Source organism: Lelliottia sp. RD5 (genome assembly GCF_056032945.1).
This window is the reverse complement of record NZ_JBVYHQ010000003.1, coordinates 95,931-118,299: the sequence shown is the minus strand read 5'-3', so window position 1 is coordinate 118,299 and position 22,369 is coordinate 95,931. Positions and strand designations below refer to the sequence as shown.

Genomic DNA, 22,369 nt, shown 5'->3' with positions numbered 1-22,369 from the left:
AAATAAGTGCTCTTGCAATTCTTCCTGAATGTCATTTACGAAGCATGTCTTCGATAAAATCTTTCCAGTTCCCCAGTTCACGTTCAATCATAACAACCTCTCTTATTATTATGCGTATTCTATGAGAATATATCGGTATTGTGAAGATAATTTAATCAATCGGTTTGCTACCCTTCCCCTTGCTGTGCCTGACGTGCTTCAAATATGGTCTTTTAACCATAAATTTTATGTGACCAATAGCAATATTTAGAAACAACCATACGTGTGGGTGATATTCTTATTACCTACTGACTTTAAGCCAAATTTTGCTTATCTGGACATTTATGCGGTCTTGATGAAATAATATTCAGCTTACAGGTGTAGGTTGAATTATCAGGCATAGTACAATCAGGCATAAGGTAAATATGTTATGTTTGGTCAAATAATATAACATCGAAAAAACTGAACATTTTTTATTAATAAGGACAAAAGGATTCATCATGATTGTGATGTATGGAATTAAAAACTGCGACACCATAAAAAAGGCACGCCGCTTCCTGGAAAGCCATAATGTCGAATATCGCTTTCATGATTACCGCGTTGATGGGCTTGACGCTGATTTCCTTCAAACCGCCATCGCGGAACTGGGCTGGGAAGCGCTGCTGAATACGCGCGGAACAACCTGGCGTAAACTGGATGATTCCGTTCGTAGTAGCATTACCGATGCCGACAGCGCAGCAAAATTAATGCTCGAAATGCCAGCAATAATCAAACGCCCATTGCTCTGCGCGCCCGGTCAGCCTATGCTGCTGGGCTTTAGTGAATCCAGTTATCAGACTTATATTTGAGGTGCAGTTTATGTCATGCCCGGTCATTGAGCTGACTCAGCAGCTTATTCGCCGCCCTTCCCTTAGCCCGGACGATGCAGGTTGTCAGGCTTTAATGATTGAACGTCTGCGCGCGATCGGTTTTACCGTTGAGCGGATGGATTTTGGCGACACCCAGAACTTTTGGGCATGGCGCGGCCAGGGTGAAACGCTGGCTTTTGCCGGACATACCGACGTCGTTCCGGCAGGCGATGCTGACCGTTGGATCAATCCGCCGTTTGAACCGACCATTCGTGACGGCATGCTGTTTGGTCGCGGTGCGGCTGACATGAAAGGCTCGCTGGCTGCGATGGTGGTGGCCGCCGAACGGTTCGTCGCCCAGCATCCAAACCACAAAAACCGTCTGGCATTCCTGATCACGTCCGATGAAGAAGCCAGCGCTAAAAATGGCACGGTGAGAGTCGTTGAAGCGCTGATGGAACGCCACGAACGCCTGGATTATTGTCTCGTAGGCGAGCCGTCCAGCACCGAAGTGGTGGGCGATGTGGTGAAAAATGGCCGTCGCGGATCGCTGACCTGCAACCTGACGATCCACGGTGTGCAAGGCCACGTCGCGTATCCGCATCTTGCCGATAACCCGGTGCATCGCGCTGCGCCCATGCTGAATGAGCTGGTCAATATCGAATGGGATAAAGGCAACGAATTCTTCCCGCCGACCAGCATGCAGATTGCGAATCTTCAGGCGGGTACGGGCAGCAATAATGTGATCCCCGGTGATTTCTCCGTGCAGTTCAACTTCCGTTTTAGTACGGAACTGACCGACGAGATGATTAAAAGCCGCGTCATCGCGCTGCTGGAAAAATACGAATTGCGCTACTCCGTGGACTGGTGGCTGTCTGGCCAGCCGTTCCTGACCCACCGCGGCAAGCTGGTCGATGCGGTGGTTAACGCCATCGCGCACTATAATGAAATTAAACCGCAACTGCTGACAACGGGTGGCACATCAGACGGACGCTTTATTGCCCGTATGGGTGCGCAGGTTGTCGAACTGGGACCAGTGAACGCCACCATTCATAAAATCAATGAATGCGTGAATGCGGCTGATTTACAGCTACTGGCGCGTATGTATCAACGTATCATGGAGCAACTCGTCGCCTGACGATGGCTCTGAGAAGGAATAGCGAATGGACTGGCTGGCTAAATACTGGTGGATTTTGGTGTTGGTGTTTCTGGTAGGCGTCTTGCTTAACGTCATCAAAGATCTTAAGCGCGTTGATCATAAGAAGTTTCTCGCCAACAAGCCCGAACTTCCGCCACATCGTGACTTCAACGACAAGTGGGACGATGACGACAACTGGCCGAAGAAAGACCAGAAGAAATAATCGTCTTATTTCCTCTCTCCGCCAGGAGAGAGGAAAGCCACATCATAAAAACTCAACGATATCGTCGTCATTCGGCTTACCGCCGCTCAGCGCTTCGTCAAAATAATGCTTCGGCACGGTAAAGCGCAGATGATCAAGCGCCAACTGCATGCTGCGATCGTCAATCGCATGACCCAGCTCATCAACGATATCCAGCGTCACGTCCCCGCCTTCACGAATCAACGCGTCCTGTGCCGCGACTGCGTGAGACAGCTCGATGACCCGATCTTCACCACCGTGGATCAAGTGGATCGTTGTTGATGTGGTCGACGTTTTTGGCAGCGTGGCAAAACGGCCGTTAAACGCAATCACACGGGACACCAGGCCTGGCTGCGCTTTCACGCTCTCCAGTGACATAATTGCCCCTTGAGAAAAACCAATCAGCGCGGTGGCCGCTGCGCCAACGCCGCTCTGTTTTTGCCAGTAACGCACCGTTTCAATAAACGTCGGCATGATGGCATCGATGCGCGCCTGACGATTTTCTTCCGTCACACCCTGCACCGAAAACCACTGGCGTCCATTCGGACCGCACGGCTCAACGCCGCCCACGCTGACAATCAGCGCATCGGGGAAGATGGGCGCAAACCAGCTTCCAATCTGCCCCATATTGACGGCGTTATCGCCCACGCCATGAAACAGCAGCAGTAATTGTTGTGCGGGTTTTTCTGGGCTTTGAACAACAAAATGGTCATGTTTCATGGCAGTCTCCTCAATTCGATAAGGTGGAGTTTACGCCTCCGGAAGGTAATCACCATGCCACTTTACTGAAGAAGTCATTGAAAAAATTGCCATTGCAAAATGTCACTTTTAAGCCGTTGGCTACGCTGAATATCCAATGAATCAAGGGCCTGACATGCTTCACGACGCTGCATTGCGAGCAACTGTTTGCGCCCCTGAAGGGTAAGATCCGCGCACAGCTGGGCATCATCCCGTTGGCGTTCTATTTTCCCGCGCAGGGCCGTAAGCGGGAGATCCACCGCCAGCAGTAATCGCGTAAGCGCCGCCGCAGACGTGGCGAATGGCCGATGGGCGAAAGCAAACCCAGCCAGCTCAAGCCAGTCATCATTATTAAGAACAGGTTCCCACGCCTCTTCTACGGGGATCTTTTCACCGTTCCATTTCTCAATGATTCGGGCATCACGACATAAACGCTGATGCGCTTGGACGCAAAGCGCTCTGCCCGCCTCGCTTATTGGCAGCAGCGCCATTGCCGTAAAGCAACCGCTACTGGCTTCACGATGCGTGCCCATCCGCACCAGAACAAACCCGCAGCGCTGCCAAAATCGCCATAGCTCATCGGTGAAACCGAAGCTGACGGAGAGATAATCCTGCTGGATATGCTGACTCGCGCCCGCGATAAGAGCCTGCCCAATGCCCTCGCGCTGACGCGCCGGATGTACCGCAACGCGTGTGATACGCCGCCCAATAAGCGTAGCCGCCAACGGTGAGCCGCCGTGAGCCGCCAGCGACTGCGCCACCAGATTGCCGCGCGGCCGCCGATACCCCGCCCATACCGCCTTGCTGAGTTCCGGACTCAAACCACCTTCCTCCACCAGCCACATTGCGCCGATAAGTTTTTCTGCGGCGCGGGCAATGGTAAAATGCTGCCCCGGCGCGTCCATCATGCGACGTAAATCGAGGGGTGACGTGCGATAGTGAGCGGAGCAAAGAAGTTTATAAATATCTGCTGCGAGGTCTGGATCCCTCTCCCATAGCGGCTGTGCGAGCACGGTGATCTGCGCGACGTCGTCAGGGATCGCATCAAGGGCTTCATCATCAAACAGCAGCGCGTTGCTCACGACGCGTTCCAGCGGGCATCCTGCCGCCCAGCGGACGGGCGTCGTGAGGGTGAAATAATGCAGGTGCGCAAATCGTGCGCAGAATTTCAGTAAAAAACCGCGTCCCGTGCCTTCATAACCCTGGACTGTTGTGGTCAGTAGCACCCGGGGGAAACGGGCAACCAGCTGTTCAAGCAGCGGGCCAGGAATGGCGGCTGCTTCATCAACCACCAGCCAGTCAGCGCGTTCATCAGAAGCTAACAGCGCATCCGGTGCGATAAAACAGAAATTATCACCGGCAAAACGCGCAATAACGTCAGTAGCGCCTTTCGCGGGCGCGGTCACAATGGCGCGGCCTACTACGCGTTGCAGCAGCATTCCGGCCAGCGCTGATTTTCCTCGCCCACGCGCTGCAGTGACTACCGCGATCCCAGCGCTCATCTGTGTGAGGGCATGAAGAATGTGGGCCTGCTCGTGCAGCGGCTCACCGCTGGCGGGGTGCCAGTCAGGCAGCGGTGGACAGCTTGCCACGTAGAGTGGCTGTTCCTGCTGCCAGAGAATCACGTCGGGATCGTCGGTTATGATTCGACAAAAATGATGAACAAAATGTGGCGTGGCAATCGGCTCTGCGCTGTCGCTCCAGCGAAGGGAATCGGCATCAGCCTTTTCAGGCCAACGCGAGAGAGGCGGCACCAGCAAGACCAGCAAACTGCCCGCGCGTAAGGTACCGCTCAGGGCCGCAAATGCCGCGACGTCAAAACCGTCGCGGGCATCAAAAATAGCGTGGAGATATTCGCGCCCGAGAAGGCTTTTCAGATTTTGCGGCGTGCAAAAAGGTTCGACAGCGGTTTTTTGACCGACCCACAGCCAGTCGCCTTGCAGTGGGTCGCGTAGCGCCAGAGAGTGCGTCTGCGACCAGTCGTCATCGCCGCTCAACACCAGCAATCGGCGATGGCCAGAACGCGTAAGTTGCGCAGTCAAATTGTCAAACGTCATGCCGATCTCATCCCTGACGCGCAACGTCACATGGCTTTGCCGAAGGTGTTGCATTGCGCCGGATCGCCGCTGGCGAAACCGCGTTTAAACCAGCTGTAACGCTCTTCTGATGTGCCGTGAGTAAAACTGTCCGGAACAACACGCCCCTGACTCTGCTGTTGCAGACGGTCGTCGCCGATAGCCTGTGCGGCGTTGAGCGCCTCTTCAAGGTCACCGGACTCCAGTACGCCCTGCTGCTGCATGCTATGACCCCACACGCCCGCGAAGCAGTCAGCCTGCAACTCCATTTTCACGGAGAGACGATTGACTTCAGTCTGGGACGCATTTTGCTGAAGCTGACGGACTTTCGGTTCGATACCGAGCAGTTTCTGAACGTGGTGGCCGACTTCATGCGCAATCACGTAGCCCTGGGCGAAATCACCGTCCGCGCCGAGCTTGCGTTTCATGTCGTCATAGAAAGAGAGATCGATATACACGGTGCTGTCTGCCGGGCAATAGAAAGGCCCCATCACCGATTGGCCCGTACCGCAGCCAGTGCGGGTCGCGCCGCGATACATCACCAGCTTGGGTTGCTGGTAAGTGCGCCCCATTTTTTCGAACTGCTGACCCCAGGTGTCTTCCGTCATCGCCAGAATGACAGAGGTGAATTTTGCAGCTTCGTCTTCGTTCGGGCTGATGGAGCGCTGAGAGGTCTGCTGTTGCTGAACGGGGTCTCCCGTGATTAATCCCGTCAGATCAACGCCGTAATAACCCGCAACCAGCACAATGGCGAGCAGAATAATGCCGCCCTTCCCGCCTGGCAGGCGCATACCGCCGCCGCCCATTGATGGGCCACCGCCGCCATTGCTGCGCCGATCTTCTACATTGTCACTTTCACGACGCCCTTGCCAGCGCATAACCACCTCGAATAAATCCCATCATCAATAGAGTGATCGTAGGCGGTTAGGGGAAGAATTACCATAGGAAACAGAGGTAAGACGCCAAAGGATATTTTCACCCTTTGGCGTGATTGGGGAGGATTTAGTCGAGCTTAACGCCCAGACGATGGGCAACCGCTTCATAGGCTTCAATCAGGCCACCCAGGCTCTGACGGAAACGGTCTTTGTCCATTTTATCCAGCGTCTCTTTGTCCCACAGGCGGCTACCGTCCGGAGAGAACTCATCGCCCAGCACGACTTCGCCTTTATAGAGACCGAACTCCAGCTTGAAATCGACCAGAATCAGACCCGCGTCGTCAAACAGCTTTTTCAGAACGTCGTTGGCTTTGAAGGTCAGCTCCTGCATACGCGCCAGATTCTCTTTGCTCACCCAGCCAAAGGTTTCGCAGTAAGATTCGTTGACCATCGGATCGTGCATTTCGTCATTCTTCAGGAACAAATCAAACAGCGGCGGATTCAGCTCAATGCCTTCTTCAATGCCCAGACGTTTCACCAGGGAGCCTGCGGCACGGTTACGGACCACACATTCAACCGGAACCATATCCAGTTTTTTGACCAGACATTCCGTATCGGACAGCAACGCTTCCATTTGAGTCGGAATACCCGCGTCAGCCAGTTTGCTCATAATGAAATGGTTGAACTTGTTGTTCACCATGCCTTTACGGTCGAACTGCTCAATGCGTGCGCCATCTCCTGCTGACGTATCATTGCGGAACTCGAGCACCAACAGATCCGGGTTTTCCGTGCTGTATACGGTCTTCGCTTTGCCACGATACAACTCAGCTTGCTTCTGCATCTTGATTACTCCTGGTGTGATGATTTGTGTTCAAAACTGGGGATATTATGCCACGCACACGTTTGCGTGGCACTAAAATAAAAAGGGCTGGATTAACCAGCCCTTCTTTTTTATTTGCTGAATGCCGCCTGGAAGACAGCGACCAGCGCATCGTTCTGCGACTGGGTCAGCGTGTGACCTTTCGGATCGATAAACTGCAAGCTGCTGCGGTTATCGAGGTCACCGACCTGAATTTTGTAATCGCCTGATGCCAGTCCTGGATCGCTCGCACCCAGTGCTTGCCATGCGCTGTCAGAAAGTGGCTTGTAGGTCGCGGTGATGCTGCCCGTTGAACGGGTGCTGTCACTGACTTTCATACCCACTTTTTCAAGCGTTGCTGGCAGACGCTGCCATGTCTGGTTGAACGGTGCACGCACCACCAGCATTGGCAGACCGGTATCATCCGCGGCGCTTTGTACGTCGAAGGTGACACCGCTGCGGCTTTGTGCAGAGTTTGCTGCATCGGTCGCCGTTTTATCCAGCCCGGTAGCAATCACGTTCAGCATTTCGGTGCTGTAGCGTTGCAATGAAGAGGCGTCTGCAACAGGCTTACCAGCCTGCTCGAGGTTCAACAGTTTGACTGACACAGCCTGCTGATAACCTTGTGGTTTCACGGAGACCTGATAACGACCACGATACTGCTGATCTTCATCCAGACGGTTCCATTCAATCCAGTCGGTAGTCAACGTCTGGCTGGCGTCATCGCGTTTATCAATCGTGTAGTTCTTCGACTGAATCACGCTCACAACCTGCGGCCACAGGGTGTTGCTGCGGTTGTTTTCAACCAGCAGCGTCGCGGTATCACCCGTAAACTGGGTACGCGCACCGCTCACCAGTGCCAACGGCTGCGCAGGTGGACGAATATCAAGCGCTTTACCCACTGCACCGCTGCCGTTAGTGACAGGAATGTTGTAATCGCCGTTCTGAATCGGCAGGATCATACCCGCTGGGGAATGAAGTTCAGCAAGCGGGGCTGCATCCAGATAGGATTCATCACCGCTCACCTGGCGCTTGTAGCGCGAGTCTGAACTACAGGCAGCGAGCAGCATAACAAGCGAAACACCCGCAACCTTCACCAGGCGCGTTTTCTGTACTGAGTAAGCCATCAAATCTCCCTAAACTCTACAGCAAACCGGCATGCTTCAGCGCCCCGGCAACCACATCACGACCATGGTCGGTGATAGGGGTCATCGGCAGACGCAGCGTATCGGTTGCTACAAGTCCCAACTCCTTACATGCCCATTTCACTGGGATCGGATTGGGTTCGACAAATAATTTTGTGTGCAGCGGCATCAGACGCTGGTTAATCACGCGCGCTTCATCGAAATGACCCGCCGCAGCCAGTTTGCACATTTCAGCCATATCGCGCGCCGCAACGTTAGTGGTTACGGAAATCACGCCATGGCCACCGAGCTGCATAAAGTCCAGCGCGGTCGCATCATCACCACTGAGCAGAATAAAGTCGTCTGAAACCAGCTCTTTGATCTGATGAACGCGGCTTAAGTTCCCGGTCGCCTCTTTAATTGCGATAATATTTTTAACTTTCGAGAGACGGCCTACCGTTTCAGGCAGCATATCGCAGCCAGTACGTGACGGCACATTATACAGAATTTGTGGCAAGTCAGTATGTTCAGCAATCGCTTTGAAGTGCTGGAAGAGCCCTTCCTGCGTCGGGCGATTGTAGTAAGGCGTCACCGTCAGGCAGCCGACAATGCCGCTATTGTTGAAACGCTGCGTCAGGCTAATGGCTTCAGCGGTGGCGTTTGCACCGGTACCGGCAATCACCGGGATACGCCCGTCTGCCAGTTCAACGGTCATCATCACCACATCACCGTGCTCATCGTGGCTCAGGGTGGCGGATTCACCGGTAGTCCCTACCGAAACGATCGCCGCAGTCCCGTTGGCGACATGGTAATCAATCAGTTTTTTCAGGCTTGACCGGCAGACATTACCTTTCTCATCCATCGGCGTAACAAGCGCAACAATACTTCCCGTGAACATGGGCCATCCTCTGTGCAAACAAGATTCTCAATGGTACGTTTGGAACTGTAATAAAAGCAAGCGACGTAAGGCGTCCAGGCTGTTGTATGCATGTTTTTTTTATGCTTTCCTTAGAACACTTGACCACGCAAAGGAAGAACAGGTTTGACAACCTCATCACAACATTACCTGGTTATCACTGCGCTGGGTGCTGACAGAGCCGGTATTGTGAACACCATCACCCGCCACGTCAGCAGTTGCGGCTGCAATATTGAAGACAGCCGCCTTGCGATGCTTGGCGATGAGTTCACGTTTATTATGCTGCTTTCCGGGACCTGGAACGCGATTACGCTCATCGAATCGACGCTGCCGCTCAAGGGCGCTGAACTCGATTTACTGATCGTCATGAAGCGCACCACCGCGCATCCGCGCCCGGCGATGCCAGCAACAGTGTGGGTTCAGGTTGAAGTCACCGACTCCCCGCATTTGATTGAACGCTTTACGGCACTTTTTGACAGCCATCAGATGAACATTGCAGAACTGGTGTCGCGCACACAGACAGGGGCCACGCCAAAGCTGTTTATCCAGATTACCGCGCACAGCCCCGCGTCACACGATGCATCAAATATTGAGCAGTCATTCAAAGCACTCTGTACAGAACTCAATGCGCAAGGCAGTATAAACGTCGTAGATTATTCACAGCATGAACAGGATGGAGTTGAGTAATGAATCCACTGAAAGCCGGTGACATCGCACCGAAATTTAGCCTGCCCGATCAAGACGGCGAGCAAGTAAATTTGACCGACTTCCAGGGACAGCGCGTTCTGGTCTATTTTTACCCGAAGGCCATGACCCCAGGCTGTACCGTACAGGCTTGCGGTTTACGCGATAACATGGACGATCTGAAAAAAGCGGGCGTCGACGTGCTGGGCATCAGCACCGACAAGCCGGAAAAACTGTCACGTTTTGCCGAAAAAGAGCTGCTGAACTTCACGCTACTGTCTGACGAAGACCATCAGGTCTGCGAGCAGTTTGGCATCTGGGGTGAGAAGACATTTATGGGCAAAACTTACGACGGCATCCATCGCATCAGCTTCCTGATCGGTGCAGATGGCAAAATTGAACATGTATTTGACGATTTCAAAACCAGCAATCACCACGATGTGGTATTGGCCTGGTTAAAAGAAAACGCCTGAAGCCTATAAAAAATCCCGGTTCAGTGAACCGGGATTTTTTTACTCTTCAACAACCGCCGGCACGTCCGGCCAGGCGTGAACCACCGCTTTGATAAGCGTGGCGAGTGGGATCGCGAAGAACACGCCCCAGAATCCCCATAAACCGCCGAAAATCACCACCGACAAAATAATCACCAGCGGATGCAAATTGACCGCTTCTGAGAACAGCACGGGCACCAGCAAGTTACCATCCAATCCCTGAATAATCAGATACACCGCGAAACAGCTCCAGAACTCGGTTCCCAGACCAAACTGGAACAGCGCCACGCCGATAACCGGAATCGTCACGACAAATGCGCCGATATACGGGATGAGCACCGAGAAGCCCACCAGCACCGCCAGCAGCAGTGAATAATTAAGCCCGAAGATCACGAAGCCAATCCAGGTGGCGACGCCTACCACAATCATCTCCAGCACTTTGCCGCGAATGTAATTGGTGATCTGCTGATTCATCTCCTTCCAGACCTGCCCTGCCAGCCCGCGATTACGTGGCAGAATACGACGCACCGCGTTTAGCATCTGCTCTTTATCCTTCACCAGGAAGAAGACCATCAGCGGCACCAGTACCAGATATACGGCCAACGTCAGCAGCCCAACCAGCGAGGCGAGAGAATATTTCACCACCGAATCGCCCATCGTCATGATGCGGGCGCGCATATTTTCAGCCATCGCATCAATAATGCCGGCGTCCATCAGGGCCGGATAGCGCCGCGGCAGCGTCGCAGAAAAATCGGACAGTTTATTCAGCATGCCCGGCATGTCGCGGATCAGGTTAATCCCCTGTTGCCAGGCAATGGGAAGCACCACAAACGACATGAGTAAAAGAATGCCGACAAACAAAATGAGGACAATACTGCTTGCCCAGCGGCGAGAGCAGCCGATCTTTTCCAGACGAACCGTCGGCCATTCGAGAAGATAAGCCAACACTAAGGCCACCAGCAAAGGTGCCAGCAGTCCGCTAAAGAAGAATAAAATACCAAATCCGGCGACCAGAATGACCAGCAAAGCAATGGCCTCGGGATCGCTGAAGCGGCGCCGATACCACTGCATTAACATTTCGAGCATACAACCCTTCCCTGAATCGGATGGCGGGACTGAGAGAGCGAATTGTATCTAACTGTCACAAAAAAGACTTTCGCTTTTTGTATCTCTCTCACGTTTAGCAAAAGCCGGGTGAATGGGATTTTCTTCACGCCTCAACACGGCTACACTCGCAGAGCAGTCGAAGGTGAACGATATGCCGGTTCACCGGTCAAAAGAGCACATCCAAAATACAGGGCAGAGGCTATGTTCAGGCAGTTGAAAAAAACTCTGGTTGCGACGCTTATCGCCGCGCTGACTGTCAGTCAGGCGATGCCCGCTTTCGCGGACTCGGCGGATACATTGCCGGATATGGGCACCTCAGCAGGCAGCACGCTGTCCATCGGGCAAGAGATGCAGATGGGTGATTTTTATGTCCGTCAGCTTCGCGGTAGCGCACCGCTGATTAACGACCCACTGCTGGTGCAATACATCAACGGGCTTGGAATGCGTCTGGTCGCCCATGCTGACTCGGTGAAGACCCCTTTCCACTTCTATTTAATTAATAATGACGAAATCAACGCCTTCGCCTTCTTTGGTGGAAACGTGGTGCTGCATTCGGCCTTATTCCGTTATTCCGATAACGAAAGCCAGCTTGCGTCCGTTATGGCGCATGAAATCTCCCACGTCACCCAGCGCCATCTGGCGCGTGCGATGGAAGATCAAAAACGAACAGCCCCGCTGACCTGGGTGGGCGCACTGGGCTCTATTTTACTGGCAATGGCCAGCCCGCAGGCGGGTATGGCTGCACTGACCGGTACGCTCGCCGGCACGCGCCAGGGCATGATCAGCTTTACCCAACAGAACGAACAGGAAGCCGATCGCATTGGCATTCAGGTGCTTCAGCGCTCAGGCTTCGATCCCCAGGCAATGCCTACGTTCCTCGAAAAATTGCTGGATCAGGCGCGCTATTCGTCCCGCCCGCCAGAGATCTTACTGACGCACCCGTTGCCAGAAAGCCGTCTGTCCGATGCACGAAACCGAGCCAACCAGATGCGCCCTGTCGTTGTGCAGTCGTCGCAAGATTTCTACATGGCAAAAGTCAGAACGCTCGGGATGTACAATTCAGGGCGAAATCAGCTCACCAGCGATCTGCTCGACAATTTGTCTAAAGGCAATGTCCGCGAGCAAAATGCAGCGCAATACGGACGTGCGCTTCAGGCGATGGAAGCCAGCAAATTCGACGAGGCGCGTAAAGCGATACAGCCTTTGCTGACCGCTGATGCCAATAATCCGTGGTATCTCGATCTGTCGACCGATATTGATTTAGGCCAGAAGAAAACCACCGAGGCGATCAATCGCCTGAAAGGGGCAAAAGATTTGCGCACCAACCCAGTGCTGCAGCTCAACCTGGCGAACGCTTACTTACAGGGTGGACAGCCGAAAGAGGCCGCCACAATACTCAATCGTTACACCTTCAACAATAAAGACGATCCTAACGGCTGGGATTTATTGGCTCAAACGGAAGCACAGCTGGGCAATCGCGACCAGGAACTGGCGGCACGCGCTGAAGGTTTCGCGTTAGTCGGACGTCTGGATCAATCCATTTCGCTGTTGAGCAGCGCCAGTTCGCAAGTGAAGCTGGGTAGTCTGCAACAGGCCCGATACGACGCGCGTATCGACCAGCTGCGTTCACTGCAGCAGCGGTTCAAGCCCTACGAGAAGATGTAATTAGCAAGTTGCAGGAAAGCCAAGGCATCCGCAACGTGAAGCGTGACGAATAAAAGGAGAATTCATGTCAGACGCGGTAAAAATTTATCATAACCCACGCTGCTCCAAGAGCCGTGAAACGCTTGAACTGGTGAAGTCAAAAGGCGTCGAACCGGAAGTGGTGCTGTATCTGGAGACACCGCCAGACGCACAGACTCTCCGCCAACTGTTGAGCATGCTGAATATGGCAAGCGTGCGGGAACTTATGCGCCAGAAAGAAGATCTGTATAGGTCGTTAAATCTGGCGAACAGCCAGCTGACGGAAGATGAGCTGATTCAGGCAATGGTCGACAATCCAAAACTCATTGAACGCCCAATTGTCGTCGCGCATGGCAAGGCGCGTATTGGCCGTCCGCCGGAAGCTGTGCTCGATATCCTCAACTAATCCTGACGCCGCAGCGCTTCCAGAAAGGCCTGCGGCGTGCGATCTCCCAGTTTTTTCTGCGCTTTCCCCTCGTTATAAAACGCACACATTGTTGCCAGTAAGCATTCCACCCGCTCAGCCTGAATGCGCGGAATAATCTCCACCAGCCGCGCCGTCACAAGCGCGGTATTTTGCTTTCCACTACCGATTTTCAGGGCTATCCCATCAGGGATAAATGGCGACTCAAAACCAAAAGTCTCAATAGATTGTATATCGGTCGGACAAGCCTTTAGCAGCTCGCGAGTCCAGTTCACAAGTAATTGTGGCGATATCCCCGCGTAAACCCGCGCAAAACACCAGCCGCTGACGGGCTCCCGCGCCCAGAGCACATGGTGCTCGCCGCCGTCGTCCATATGCAGTGAAAGTGAAAGATGGTGAAGTTCAAGATGGTCCGGTCGTTGCCCCGCCTTTATCGCTTTGATGCCGCTCAGCGGTGCCCCCTGACGTTGTGTCACCGCTGCTTTTAGGTAGCGGTTTAATGTCGCGCGAGAGACGCGAATACCCAGTAAATCGTTGACCACCAGCAGAAGCTCATCAAGCGGTGCACCTGTGGCATCACGCAGGGCATTAATCAGCGAGATCTGTTCTTGTCTCATCGCTTTGTGTATCAATTTGGGTGTGGTGTGGTTATCTGAAATATGCTCGCGGTGACGCCAGCGCCGAACGGTGGTGATGGATATCCCCAGTTCCAGAGAGAGCTCTTTGTCACTTTTATCGGACGTTTGAAGATACCGGCGAATACGCGGCGTGGTGGTTGCATTGGCGTGCAGTTTAATTTCCATCGAAAGGATTCCGTTAAATTTTCTCTAACTAATCTTATGAGATATACATTCACACTGTGATTGCATTGTGACCGATTTCACCTTTTTATCGTCACGCTCCACTGATAATCCACACACATAACATAAACCACATCACTCAATCTTGTACGGAGTTCACAATGAACAATGTTCTGGGATTTCTTGAAGCAAAACTGATGCCGCTGGCGGCTAAAACGGCTCAGCAGCGTCATCTGGGGGCTATTCGTGGCGCCTATGTTTCTTTCATGCCATTTATTATTGTCGGCTCGATCCTGCTGGTTATCTCTTCTTTCCCTAATCAGACCTACCAGCAGTTTATGTCTCAGGCTTTTGGTGCGAGCTGGAGCGCCATTATCGAGATCCCCTTCAATGCAGTGTTCTCCACAATGTCGCTGTTTATCAGCTTCCTTGTCGCCTACCGTCTGGCGGAGCACTACAATGAAGACCGCGTGTCGTGCGGCATTCTTGCGCTGGTCAGTTTCCTGATCCTCACGCCGTTTATCAAAGTGGCAGAGAACGGCGGCATCACGGTCATACCCGTGGAATGGATCGGCAGCAAAGGGCTCTTTGTGGCGATGATTGGCTCGCTGCTGTGGACTGAATTGTTCTGCTGGCTAAAGCGCAAAAATCTGGTGATCAAAATGCCAGAAGGCGTACCGCCTGCGGTACAGGAATCGTTCGCCGCGCTGATCCCCGCACTGGTGGTCATGATTCTGGTGCTGATGATTCGCATCGCGTTTGAAAACACCCACTACAACACCATTCACCAGTTCATCTACGACGTGGTCGCCACGCCAGTGCGCCATTACGGGACATCCTACTTTGGTGCGCTGATGACGGTGTTCAGCATCACCATTCTGTGGTCAGTGGGCATTAACTCCGGCTCAATGATTAACGGCATTATTCGTCCACTGTGGATGGAAAATCAGACCGACAATATCGCCGCCATTCAGGCTGGCGTCACCCCGCCGCACATTATCACCGAACAGTTTTTTGACATGATTTGGATGGGTGGCGCAGGTGCAACGCTGTCGCTGGTCATTGCTATGCTGATTTTTGCTCGCAGTAAAAACATGCGCGAAGTGGCACGACTTGGCGCGGGGGCGTCGGTATTTAACATCAATGAGCCAATTCTGTTTGGTCTGCCGGTCATCATGAATCCGATCATGCTCATCCCGTTCAATCTGGTGCCGCTGGTGCTCGTCACCGTGCAATATGCCGCGATGAAACTCGGCGCGGTGGCGGTGACGACGGGCGTGTTCATCCCCTGGACCCTACCGCCGGTGATCAGTGGATTTATCGTCACCGGGCATATTAGCGGCAGCGTGATGCAGCTCCTCAATCTGCTGATCGGCGCGATGCTCTACCTGCCGTTTATGCGCATCCTGGACAAACAATACCGCGCCGCGGAGCTTGCCACCGCGATGCCAACTGAAACCACGCTGGCTAAACAGGAGTAAACCATGTGGGGAATTATTGCGACCTGGCGAATGGCGCTGGAAGGGGTCACGGAGTCGGCAGCGGCCCTGGCTGCGGGAAATCCGGTTTCAACGGCGGTGGTCGATGCCGTCGCGACCGTCGAGGACTTCCCGTTTTATAAGTCCGTCGGTTATGGCGGCCTGCCAACCGAGAACGGTGATGTTGAGCTGGATGCCGCCTACATGGATGGCGACACGCTTGCCTTCGGCGCGGTCGGCAATCTGGTCGACATCGCGAATCCGATCCGCGTGGCGCATGCCTTGAGTCGCCAGCGTTATAACAGTCTTCTGGTTGGTCAGGGTGCGCGTGAATGGGCGCTCAGTCAGGGCTTCGCCGACAAGAAAATGCTCAGCGACAGAGCGTTGCAGCACTATCGCAAGCGCTGCCGTGAAACGCTGGATAAAGGATTAAGCCCCTATAACGGGCACGATACGGTCGGGATTATCGGGCTGGATAATCACGGTTCGATGAGCGTCGCCACGTCCACCAGCGGTCTGTTCATGAAAAAGCGCGGGCGACTCGGCGATTCGCCGATCATTGGCTCCGGTTTTTACTGCGACAGCGAAACGGGTGCGGCGACCGCAACAGGCGTGGGTGAAGACCTGATGAAAGGCTGTACCAGCTACGAAATCGTACGCCGTATGGCACAGGGCATGACCCCGCAGCAGGCGGCGGATTCCGTGGTCTTCGAACTGGAAGACAAGCTGATGTCGCGCTTCGGGCGCGTGGGCGATCTCTCGGTGGTCTGCATGAACAACAAAGGGGAATTTGGCGCAGCAACCAATATCAAGACGTTCTCGTTTGTCGTCGCCACTGCGCGTCAGCCCCTCACCGTTTTTCGCACCGAGCGTCAGCATGAGAAAACCCATTATCAGCCTGTCGATGACCTGTGGATGCAGGATTACGCTGCACGGATTCGTGCGCCGATTGAGGAGTAATCATGACGACTTATCAGTTCATTAGCGCCCTTTCCCAGGCGGAGCCTGAGGGCCATTTGATTGCCCGCGCGTCATGCAGCCAGCTACCCGATACCGCCTTGCTGCGTGAAATGCGCGACGCCAAAAATGTCGCCGATACCCGCTTCGGCTGTGCGCCATTTGCGCGCATCACCCTGCTGCCGGACGCATTGTGGCAGGACAATTCAGGCGAAAGTTTGCTCGCTACGCTGCGGCCCCTTTTTTCTGCTCCGGCAAGCGAAAACCTGATTATTGACGTCACTCACGTTGATGACACCGTACTGGCGAAGCTGCTGCGTTTTCTGTTCAACCAGGCGCATCGGCTCAGCGATTTGCAGTTGAAAAAATCGGATGCAACAGCGATTCGCCTTCGCCACATCACCGCACTGTGTCTGCCCGAGCAGCAGGAACGTTTAGAGTCGGTCTTCTTTCAGCAACAGGCGATTGCGAACGGGATGATCGCCGCGCGGCGGCTATCGGATATGCCCTCTGACCGTTGCACGCCGCAGTTTGTGGTCGAGGAATCCCAAAGATTATGTGCCGCTTTCCCTTCCCTGCGCTGCGAAGTACTTGATGAGCAGCAAATTATTGATCAAGGGATGGGGCTGCTGCATGCCGTTGGTAAAGGCGCTACCTGCCCGCCACGACTGCTGGCAATCCATTACGACGGCATCAAGGACGGCCCGGTGCGGTGTTACGTCGGTAAAGGCATCACGTTTGATACCGGGGGTCTGTGGCTTAAAGACGGTGCGGGCATGTACACCATGAAATACGACATGTGCGGTGCGGCAAACGTGATGGGGCTCATGCTGACTATCGCTGAGCTGAATCTGCCTGTGCGGGTGATGAGCGTACTGGCGCTGGCGGAAAATGCGATCGGGCCAGACGCTATGCAGCCCGGTACGGTGGCGCGCGCCTGCAACGGCATGACGGTAGAAATTAATAACACCGACGCTGAAGGGCGATTAGTGCTGGCCGATGCCATTGCATGGGCCAGCCAGCGTCATCCGCAGGCGCATTACATTATCGACATAGCAACCCTGACGGGCGCGGTGGTGAAGGCGCTGGGGTATGAACTGAGTGGTTTGATGACGCAGGATGAGCGTTTAAGGGATCATTTAACCCGAGCAGGAATCAAGAGCGGAGACGAAGTGTGGTCGCTGCCGTTGGATGCGCGGCTGAAAAAACAGACTGAAAGCGCGATCGCCGAACTGTGTAATACGCCCACCAACAATGCCGCGATAAGTGCGTCGGCGGCGTGGTTATTACATCATTTTTGCCCGCCGCAAATTCCGTGGGCACATCTGGATATCAGCGGTACGGCGTTATGGCGCGAAAGTGGCCGTAGCGTGGCCTCGGGCAGACCGATTCCGCTATTGGTAGAACATTTATTGGGTGATATGCAGAAAGGGTAAAACGTTTTCTTTGCAAGCCGGGCAGTCAGTTCCGCCCGGCACATCAAAGCTTCAGGGTGTCTTTCACAAACGGGATCGTCAGCTTACGCTGGGCGGTAATCGACGCATGATCGAGCTGATCCAGCGTATCAAAGAGTGTACGCATTTCCCGATCCAGGCGCTTAAGCAGAAAACGGCCCACGTCTTCCGGAAGCTCAAATCCACGCAGGCGTGAACGCAGCTGTAACGCCTGAAGCTTATCTTCGTCGGACAGCGGCTGCAGCTTGTAGATTTGACCCCAATCCAGGCGAGATGCCAGATCCGGTAAGCCGAGATTGAGCTGGCGCGGCGGGCGATCGCCGGTGATGAGTAAACGGGTTTTGCCCGATTCCAGAATCCGGTTATACAGATTGAACATCGCCATTTCCCACTGCTCATCCCCGGCAATACATTCGATATTGTCGATGCACACCAGCGAAAGATGTTCCATGCCGTCGAGCACTTCCGGTACGAACCACGTTCGCTTGTCCAGCGGCACATAGCCAACCGCATCACCACGTTGCGAAAGCTCAGCGCAGGCGGCATGCAAAAGATGGCTGCGGCCCGCGCCTTCACGTGACCAGATATAAATGTATCCGCTGTGATCCTGGCGCAGCACGTTTTGCAGCGCAGCCAGTAAAGAGGGGTTATCGCCCGGCCAAAAACTCGCGAAAGTTTCGTCGTCAGGAAGATAAAGTGGCAGAGAGAGCTGTGCCGGTCCGTTCAGAAATACCTCGATTAAGGTCTTACGTAAAATCGGCGAAGAGTTTACCACGGAACCTGCAATGAGAGAACCGGGGCGGATCGTCCGCCCCGGTTTAACGATCAATGTGACACGTTTTCGCTGTCGTCCGCGTCCAAAATTTCTTCTTCAGGACGCAGTACGGAGATCAGTTTGAAGATCAGGCTCAGCCCCACACCAACGATGGTGGCCAGCGCCATGCCTTTCAATTCTGCCGCACCGATATGCACCTTCGCACCGCTCACGCCGATGATCAGAATAACCGAGGTCAGGATCAGGTTTTGCGTTTTATTGTAATCCACTTTGGATTCAATCAGCACGCGAATACCGGACGCTCCAATCACGCCGTACAGCAGCAAAGACACACCGCCGATGACCGGAACAGGGATTATTTGAATGGCTGCCGCCAGCTTCCCAACACAGGAGAGCAGGATCGCAAAAATTGCCGCCCCGCCTATCACCCAGGTGCTGTAGACGCGGGTTATCGCCATCACACCGATGTTTTCACCGTAAGTCGTATTTGGCGTTGAGCCAAAGAAACCGGAGATAATGGTAGAAAGCCCATTCGCAAACATCGAGCGATGCAGACCAGGATCACGGATCAGGTCTTTTTTAACAATGTTCGCCGTCACCACCAGATGGCCAACGTGCTCGGCTATCACCACCAGCGCGGCAGGCAGAATGGTGAAGATAGCAAACCATTCAAAGCGCGGGGTGTAGAAGGTTGGCAACGCGAACCAGTGCGCTTGCGCAATCGCCGAAGTATCGACCACGCCCATCGCAAAGGAGAGCGCGTAGCCCGCCAGCACCCCGATCAGAATCGGGATAATTGCCATAAAACCGCGGAACAGGACGGACCCAAACACGGTCACACCCAAGGTGACCAGCGAGATGATAATGGTTTTAGAGTCTGGCGATTGCCCATCAGCTGGCAACAATCCCGCCATGTTTGCAGCGACGCCTGCGAGCTCAAGACCAATGACGGCAACGATTGCGCCCATCGCCGCAGGAGGGAACATCACGTCCAGCCAGCCGGTACCGGCTTTTTTGACGATAAAGGCAACAACGCAGAACAACACGCCGCACATGATGAAACCGCCCAACGCCACTTCGTATCCTAACGGCAACAGCAGCAGAACCGGCGAAATAAACGCAAAGCTTGAACCCAGATACGCTGGGATTTTTCCTTTACAGATGAAGAGATAAAGCAGCGTACCGACGCCATTGAACAGCAGCACGGTGGCCGGGTTAATGTGAAACAGGATTGGCACCAGCACGGTTGCGCCAAACATGGCAAACAGGTGCTGCAAACTAAGCGGGATTGTTTGCAAAAGCGGCGGTCTTTCACTCACCCCGATAGTACGGCGCGTCATAGTGTTTTCCTCAAGTGTTGTGAGTTGTTGGTGTTTTTATTCAAAAAAAAGCCGACTATCAAAGTCGGCTTCTTATTCGTTATTCGATTATTTCGTACCAAAAATCTTGTCGCCGGCATCGCCAAGCCCCGGGATAATGTACCCGTGCTCGTTCAGACCCTGGTCGATAGAAGCCGTGTACAGCTCAACGTCCGGGTGCGCTTTTTCCAGCGCCGCAATACCTTCTGGAGCCGCAACCAGCACCAGCACTTTAATGCTGTTACAACCGGCATTTTTCAGCAGATCGATAGTCGCAATCATCGAACCACCGGTTGCCAGCATAGGGTCAACGACCAGCGCCATACGCTCATCGATGTTAGAAACCAGCTTCTGGAAATACGGAACAGGCTCAAGGGTTTCTTCGTTACGGTAGATGCCGACAACGCTGATGCGCGCGCTCGGGACATGCTCCAGCACGCCTTCCATCATTCCCAGACCTGCGCGCAAAATTGGCACTACGGTAATTTTTTTACCTTTGATCTGCTCAACCTGAACCGGGCCGTTCCAGCCCTCAATGGTCACTTTTTCTGTGGCCAGATCGGATGTTGCTTCGTAAGTGAGTAAGCTTCCAACTTCAGAGGCCAGTTCGCGAAAACGCTTCGTGCTGATGTCATGCTCACGCATCAGGCCCAGCTTGTGTTTAACGAGTGGGTGCTTCACTTCCACAATCTTCATTCTCATTCTCCTCTGAGGTGGCTACCGCAAAAAAAATCGCCGGATTATACCGCTTTTTTCGGAGTGCGCCATACCCATCTTGCTTGACGACGATCAAGCAAAGTGATGAATACTGCGATATTGAGTCTACATCAAGACAAAAAAGAGCCCCGCATCGCGGGGCTTATTGGTCATTTACAAGGGTTAGAGCGACTCGCCGTTGGTGGCAATCACGTTCTGATACCACTCAAAAGACTTTTTCTTGCTGCGATTAAGCGTGCCGTGGCCTTCGTTATCTTTATCAACGAAGATGAACCCGTAGCGTTTTTTCATCTCGCCGGTTCCCGCAGAAACCAGATCGATGCAGCCCCACGGGGTGTAGCCCATCAGATCGACGCCATCTTCAACGACGGCTTTTTTCATCTCACTGATATGCGCGGCAAGATAATCAATGCGGTACTGATCATTCACCGTGCCGTCGCTTTCCTGCACGTCGATGGCACCGAAGCCGTTTTCAACAATAAACAGCGGCAGCTGATAGTGATCCCAGAACCAGTTCAGGGAGTAACGCAGCCCAACCGGATCAATCTGCCAGCCCCAGTCAGATTTTTGCACGTACGGATTGGAAACCAGACTTTTACTTTCGTCGTAATCCAGCTGCGGGTTGTCTGGCGTCGCTTTGGTGGCGAACGACATGTAATAGCTGAAACCGATGTAATCCACACAGCCTTGTTGCAGCGCGGCAATATCGTCTGCCGTGATGTCCAGCGCAAAGCCGCGACGTTCAAAGTAGTTGAGCAGGTGCTGAGGATATTTTCCACGGACATGCACGTCGGTGAACCAGTAGCGACGGTGCATGGCGTTCATCGCCATCATGATGTCGTTCGGCGCGCAGCTCAGGGGATAGATTGGACACATCGCGATCATGCAGCCGATTTGCAGCGACGGATTAATTTCACGTCCGGCTTTGACCGCCAGCGCGCTCGCCACCAGTTCATAATGCGCCGCCTGGAACATGACCGGCTCGCGATCTTCGCCAGGCTCATACTTCAGACCGGAGTTGGTAAAGGGCGCGAAATCTTCGTGGAAGTTAGCTTGGTTGTTGATCTCATTAAACGTCATCCAGTACTTCACTTTGTGCTGGTAGCGCTCAAAGGCCACCGTTGCGAAACGCACAAAGAAATCGATCAGCTTCCGATTACGCCAGCCGCCGTATTCAGTGACCAGATGGTAGGGCATCTCAAAGTGGGAAAGGGTGATCACCGGCTCGATACCGTATTTCCGGCATTCGTCGAACAGGTCGTCATAGAACTGCAAACCGGCTTCATTGGGTTCCAGCTCATCACCGTTCGGGAAAAGGCGTGTCCAGGCAATCGAGGTGCGGAAACATTTAAAGCCCAGCTCGGCAAAAAGTTTGATGTCTTCTTTATAGCGATGGTAAAAGTCGATGGCTTCGTGGTTTGGGTAGTTTTTACCCGGCAAAACGCCGTTGGTGATTTCACGCGGTACGCCATGGGCACCAACGGTCATCACATCGGCAACGCTCACGCCTTTGCCGCCCTCTTTCCAGCCGCCTTCAAGCTGATGTGCCGCGACCGCGCCACCCCACAGAAAACCTTCTTTGAATCCTGGCATGCTTTTTCCCTCAGTCTGCGTTATGTTCTGCAAAACCATTACAGAAACCGGTTTC

At 53.7% G+C, this 22,369-nt stretch carries 23 protein-coding genes; 10 read left to right on the top strand and 13 right to left on the bottom strand.

Annotation, left to right across the window (positions count from 1 at the left end):
* Nucleotides 1-31 precede the first annotated feature (31 nt).
* Complete coding sequence (ypfM, locus tag AC0LWE_RS11535) at nucleotides 32-91, bottom strand: protein YpfM (protein WP_100780840.1); 60 nt, start codon at nucleotides 89-91, stop codon at nucleotides 32-34.
* Between the two features lie 388 nt (nucleotides 92-479).
* On the opposite strand from ypfM, the gene AC0LWE_RS11530 reads away from it, so the two are divergent.
* Genes AC0LWE_RS11530 through AC0LWE_RS11520 form a run of 3 tightly spaced genes read left to right on the top strand, consistent with a single transcriptional unit; the run spans nucleotide 480 to nucleotide 2,188 of the window.
* Nucleotides 480-827, top strand: a complete 348-nt coding sequence (locus AC0LWE_RS11530; RefSeq protein ID WP_202693267.1) for an ArsC family reductase — start codon at nucleotides 480-482, stop codon at nucleotides 825-827.
* Nucleotides 828-837: 10 nt separating this feature from the next.
* Nucleotides 838-1,965 carry a succinyl-diaminopimelate desuccinylase gene (gene dapE, locus AC0LWE_RS11525; protein WP_219347505.1) on the top strand — a complete coding sequence of 376 codons (1,128 nt, stop codon included), beginning with the start codon at nucleotides 838-840 and terminating at the stop codon, nucleotides 1,963-1,965.
* A 25-nt stretch (nucleotides 1,966-1,990) separates the two neighbouring features.
* Nucleotides 1,991-2,188 carry a YpfN family protein gene (locus tag AC0LWE_RS11520; RefSeq protein WP_059179411.1) on the top strand — a complete coding sequence of 66 codons (198 nt, stop codon included), beginning with the start codon at nucleotides 1,991-1,993 and terminating at the stop codon, nucleotides 2,186-2,188.
* A gap of 42 nt (nucleotides 2,189-2,230) precedes the next feature.
* Here AC0LWE_RS11520 and ypfH read toward each other — a convergent pair whose 3' ends face one another.
* The 6 genes from ypfH to dapA all read right to left on the bottom strand — a co-directional run bounded on the left by ypfH (nucleotide 2,231) and on the right by dapA (nucleotide 8,775).
* Nucleotides 2,231-2,926 (bottom strand): esterase, encoded by a 696-nt coding sequence (ypfH, locus tag AC0LWE_RS11515; RefSeq protein ID WP_202693268.1) that lies wholly within the window; start codon nucleotides 2,924-2,926, stop codon nucleotides 2,231-2,233.
* A gap of 74 nt (nucleotides 2,927-3,000) precedes the next feature.
* Complete coding sequence (locus AC0LWE_RS11510) at nucleotides 3,001-5,001, bottom strand: tRNA(Met) cytidine acetyltransferase TmcA (RefSeq protein ID WP_474265464.1); 2,001 nt, start codon at nucleotides 4,999-5,001, stop codon at nucleotides 3,001-3,003.
* A 26-nt stretch (nucleotides 5,002-5,027) separates the two neighbouring features.
* Nucleotides 5,028-5,897: a KPN_02809 family neutral zinc metallopeptidase gene (gene ypfJ, locus AC0LWE_RS11505; RefSeq protein ID WP_474265462.1), complete on the bottom strand. Its 870-nt coding sequence runs from the start codon at nucleotides 5,895-5,897 to the stop codon at nucleotides 5,028-5,030.
* Between the two features lie 124 nt (nucleotides 5,898-6,021).
* Entirely contained in the window at nucleotides 6,022-6,735 is a 714-nt protein-coding gene (gene purC / locus AC0LWE_RS11500) for a phosphoribosylaminoimidazolesuccinocarboxamide synthase (protein WP_015959968.1), read from the bottom strand.
* Between the two features lie 110 nt (nucleotides 6,736-6,845).
* Nucleotides 6,846-7,880 carry an outer membrane protein assembly factor BamC gene (gene bamC, locus AC0LWE_RS11495; protein ID WP_202667407.1) on the bottom strand — a complete coding sequence of 345 codons (1,035 nt, stop codon included), beginning with the start codon at nucleotides 7,878-7,880 and terminating at the stop codon, nucleotides 6,846-6,848.
* A 16-nt stretch (nucleotides 7,881-7,896) separates the two neighbouring features.
* Nucleotides 7,897-8,775: a 4-hydroxy-tetrahydrodipicolinate synthase gene (gene dapA, locus AC0LWE_RS11490; protein ID WP_015959970.1), complete on the bottom strand. Its 879-nt coding sequence runs from the start codon at nucleotides 8,773-8,775 to the stop codon at nucleotides 7,897-7,899.
* A 144-nt stretch (nucleotides 8,776-8,919) separates the two neighbouring features.
* Between dapA and AC0LWE_RS11485 the strand changes: the two genes are divergently transcribed.
* Nucleotides 8,920-9,480, top strand: a complete 561-nt coding sequence (locus AC0LWE_RS11485) for a glycine cleavage system transcriptional repressor (RefSeq protein WP_059179416.1) — start codon at nucleotides 8,920-8,922, stop codon at nucleotides 9,478-9,480.
* Nucleotides 9,480-9,950 carry a thioredoxin-dependent thiol peroxidase gene (bcp, locus tag AC0LWE_RS11480; RefSeq protein WP_059179417.1) on the top strand — a complete coding sequence of 157 codons (471 nt, stop codon included), beginning with the start codon at nucleotides 9,480-9,482 and terminating at the stop codon, nucleotides 9,948-9,950. The genes AC0LWE_RS11485 and bcp overlap by 1 nt, the downstream gene beginning before the upstream one ends.
* Before the next feature lie 39 nt (nucleotides 9,951-9,989).
* Here the strand turns inward: bcp and AC0LWE_RS11475 are convergent, their stop codons facing one another.
* Complete coding sequence (locus AC0LWE_RS11475; RefSeq protein WP_219347503.1) at nucleotides 9,990-11,054, bottom strand: AI-2E family transporter; 1,065 nt, start codon at nucleotides 11,052-11,054, stop codon at nucleotides 9,990-9,992.
* A gap of 222 nt (nucleotides 11,055-11,276) precedes the next feature.
* Between AC0LWE_RS11475 and bepA the strand changes: the two genes are divergently transcribed.
* Nucleotides 11,277-12,740: a beta-barrel assembly-enhancing protease gene (gene bepA / locus AC0LWE_RS11470; protein ID WP_131487736.1), complete on the top strand. Its 1,464-nt coding sequence runs from the start codon at nucleotides 11,277-11,279 to the stop codon at nucleotides 12,738-12,740.
* Between the two features lie 64 nt (nucleotides 12,741-12,804).
* Nucleotides 12,805-13,164, top strand: a complete 360-nt coding sequence (gene arsC / locus AC0LWE_RS11465) for an arsenate reductase (glutaredoxin) (protein ID WP_202667405.1) — start codon at nucleotides 12,805-12,807, stop codon at nucleotides 13,162-13,164.
* Here arsC and AC0LWE_RS11460 read toward each other — a convergent pair.
* Nucleotides 13,161-13,985, bottom strand: a complete 825-nt coding sequence (locus AC0LWE_RS11460; RefSeq protein WP_202693273.1) for an XRE family transcriptional regulator — start codon at nucleotides 13,983-13,985, stop codon at nucleotides 13,161-13,163. The genes arsC and AC0LWE_RS11460 overlap by 4 nt on opposite strands.
* A gap of 158 nt (nucleotides 13,986-14,143) precedes the next feature.
* Between AC0LWE_RS11460 and celB the strand changes: the two genes are divergently transcribed.
* From celB to AC0LWE_RS11445, 3 genes are read left to right on the top strand one after another with little or no spacing between them, the layout of a single operon-like run.
* Nucleotides 14,144-15,463: a PTS cellobiose transporter subunit IIC gene (gene celB / locus AC0LWE_RS11455; protein WP_131487733.1), complete on the top strand. Its 1,320-nt coding sequence runs from the start codon at nucleotides 14,144-14,146 to the stop codon at nucleotides 15,461-15,463.
* 3 nt (nucleotides 15,464-15,466) lie between these two features.
* Entirely contained in the window at nucleotides 15,467-16,420 is a 954-nt protein-coding gene (locus AC0LWE_RS11450) for a glycosylasparaginase (protein WP_202667402.1), read from the top strand.
* A 2-nt stretch (nucleotides 16,421-16,422) separates the two neighbouring features.
* On the top strand, nucleotides 16,423-17,853 hold the full coding sequence (locus tag AC0LWE_RS11445) for a leucyl aminopeptidase family protein (RefSeq protein ID WP_219347502.1): 1,431 nt from the start codon (nucleotides 16,423-16,425) through the stop codon (nucleotides 17,851-17,853).
* 43 nt (nucleotides 17,854-17,896) lie between these two features.
* Here AC0LWE_RS11445 and AC0LWE_RS11440 read toward each other — a convergent pair whose 3' ends face one another.
* The 4 genes from AC0LWE_RS11440 to AC0LWE_RS11425 all read right to left on the bottom strand — a co-directional run bounded on the left by AC0LWE_RS11440 (nucleotide 17,897) and on the right by AC0LWE_RS11425 (nucleotide 22,314).
* The gene (locus AC0LWE_RS11440) at nucleotides 17,897-18,598 is read right to left on the bottom strand and encodes a DnaA inactivator Hda (protein ID WP_189683356.1); all 702 of its coding nucleotides are present in this window, start codon (nucleotides 18,596-18,598) and stop codon (nucleotides 17,897-17,899) included.
* A gap of 98 nt (nucleotides 18,599-18,696) precedes the next feature.
* The gene (gene uraA / locus AC0LWE_RS11435; protein WP_131487730.1) at nucleotides 18,697-19,986 is read right to left on the bottom strand and encodes a uracil permease; all 1,290 of its coding nucleotides are present in this window, start codon (nucleotides 19,984-19,986) and stop codon (nucleotides 18,697-18,699) included.
* Nucleotides 19,987-20,073: 87 nt separating this feature from the next.
* Nucleotides 20,074-20,700, bottom strand: a complete 627-nt coding sequence (upp, locus tag AC0LWE_RS11430; protein WP_015959982.1) for a uracil phosphoribosyltransferase — start codon at nucleotides 20,698-20,700, stop codon at nucleotides 20,074-20,076.
* Between the two features lie 183 nt (nucleotides 20,701-20,883).
* A complete protein-coding gene (locus tag AC0LWE_RS11425) occupies nucleotides 20,884-22,314 on the bottom strand; it encodes a 6-phospho-beta-glucosidase (RefSeq protein ID WP_131487729.1) in 1,431 nt (476 codons plus the stop codon).
* Nucleotides 22,315-22,369 lie beyond the last annotated feature (55 nt).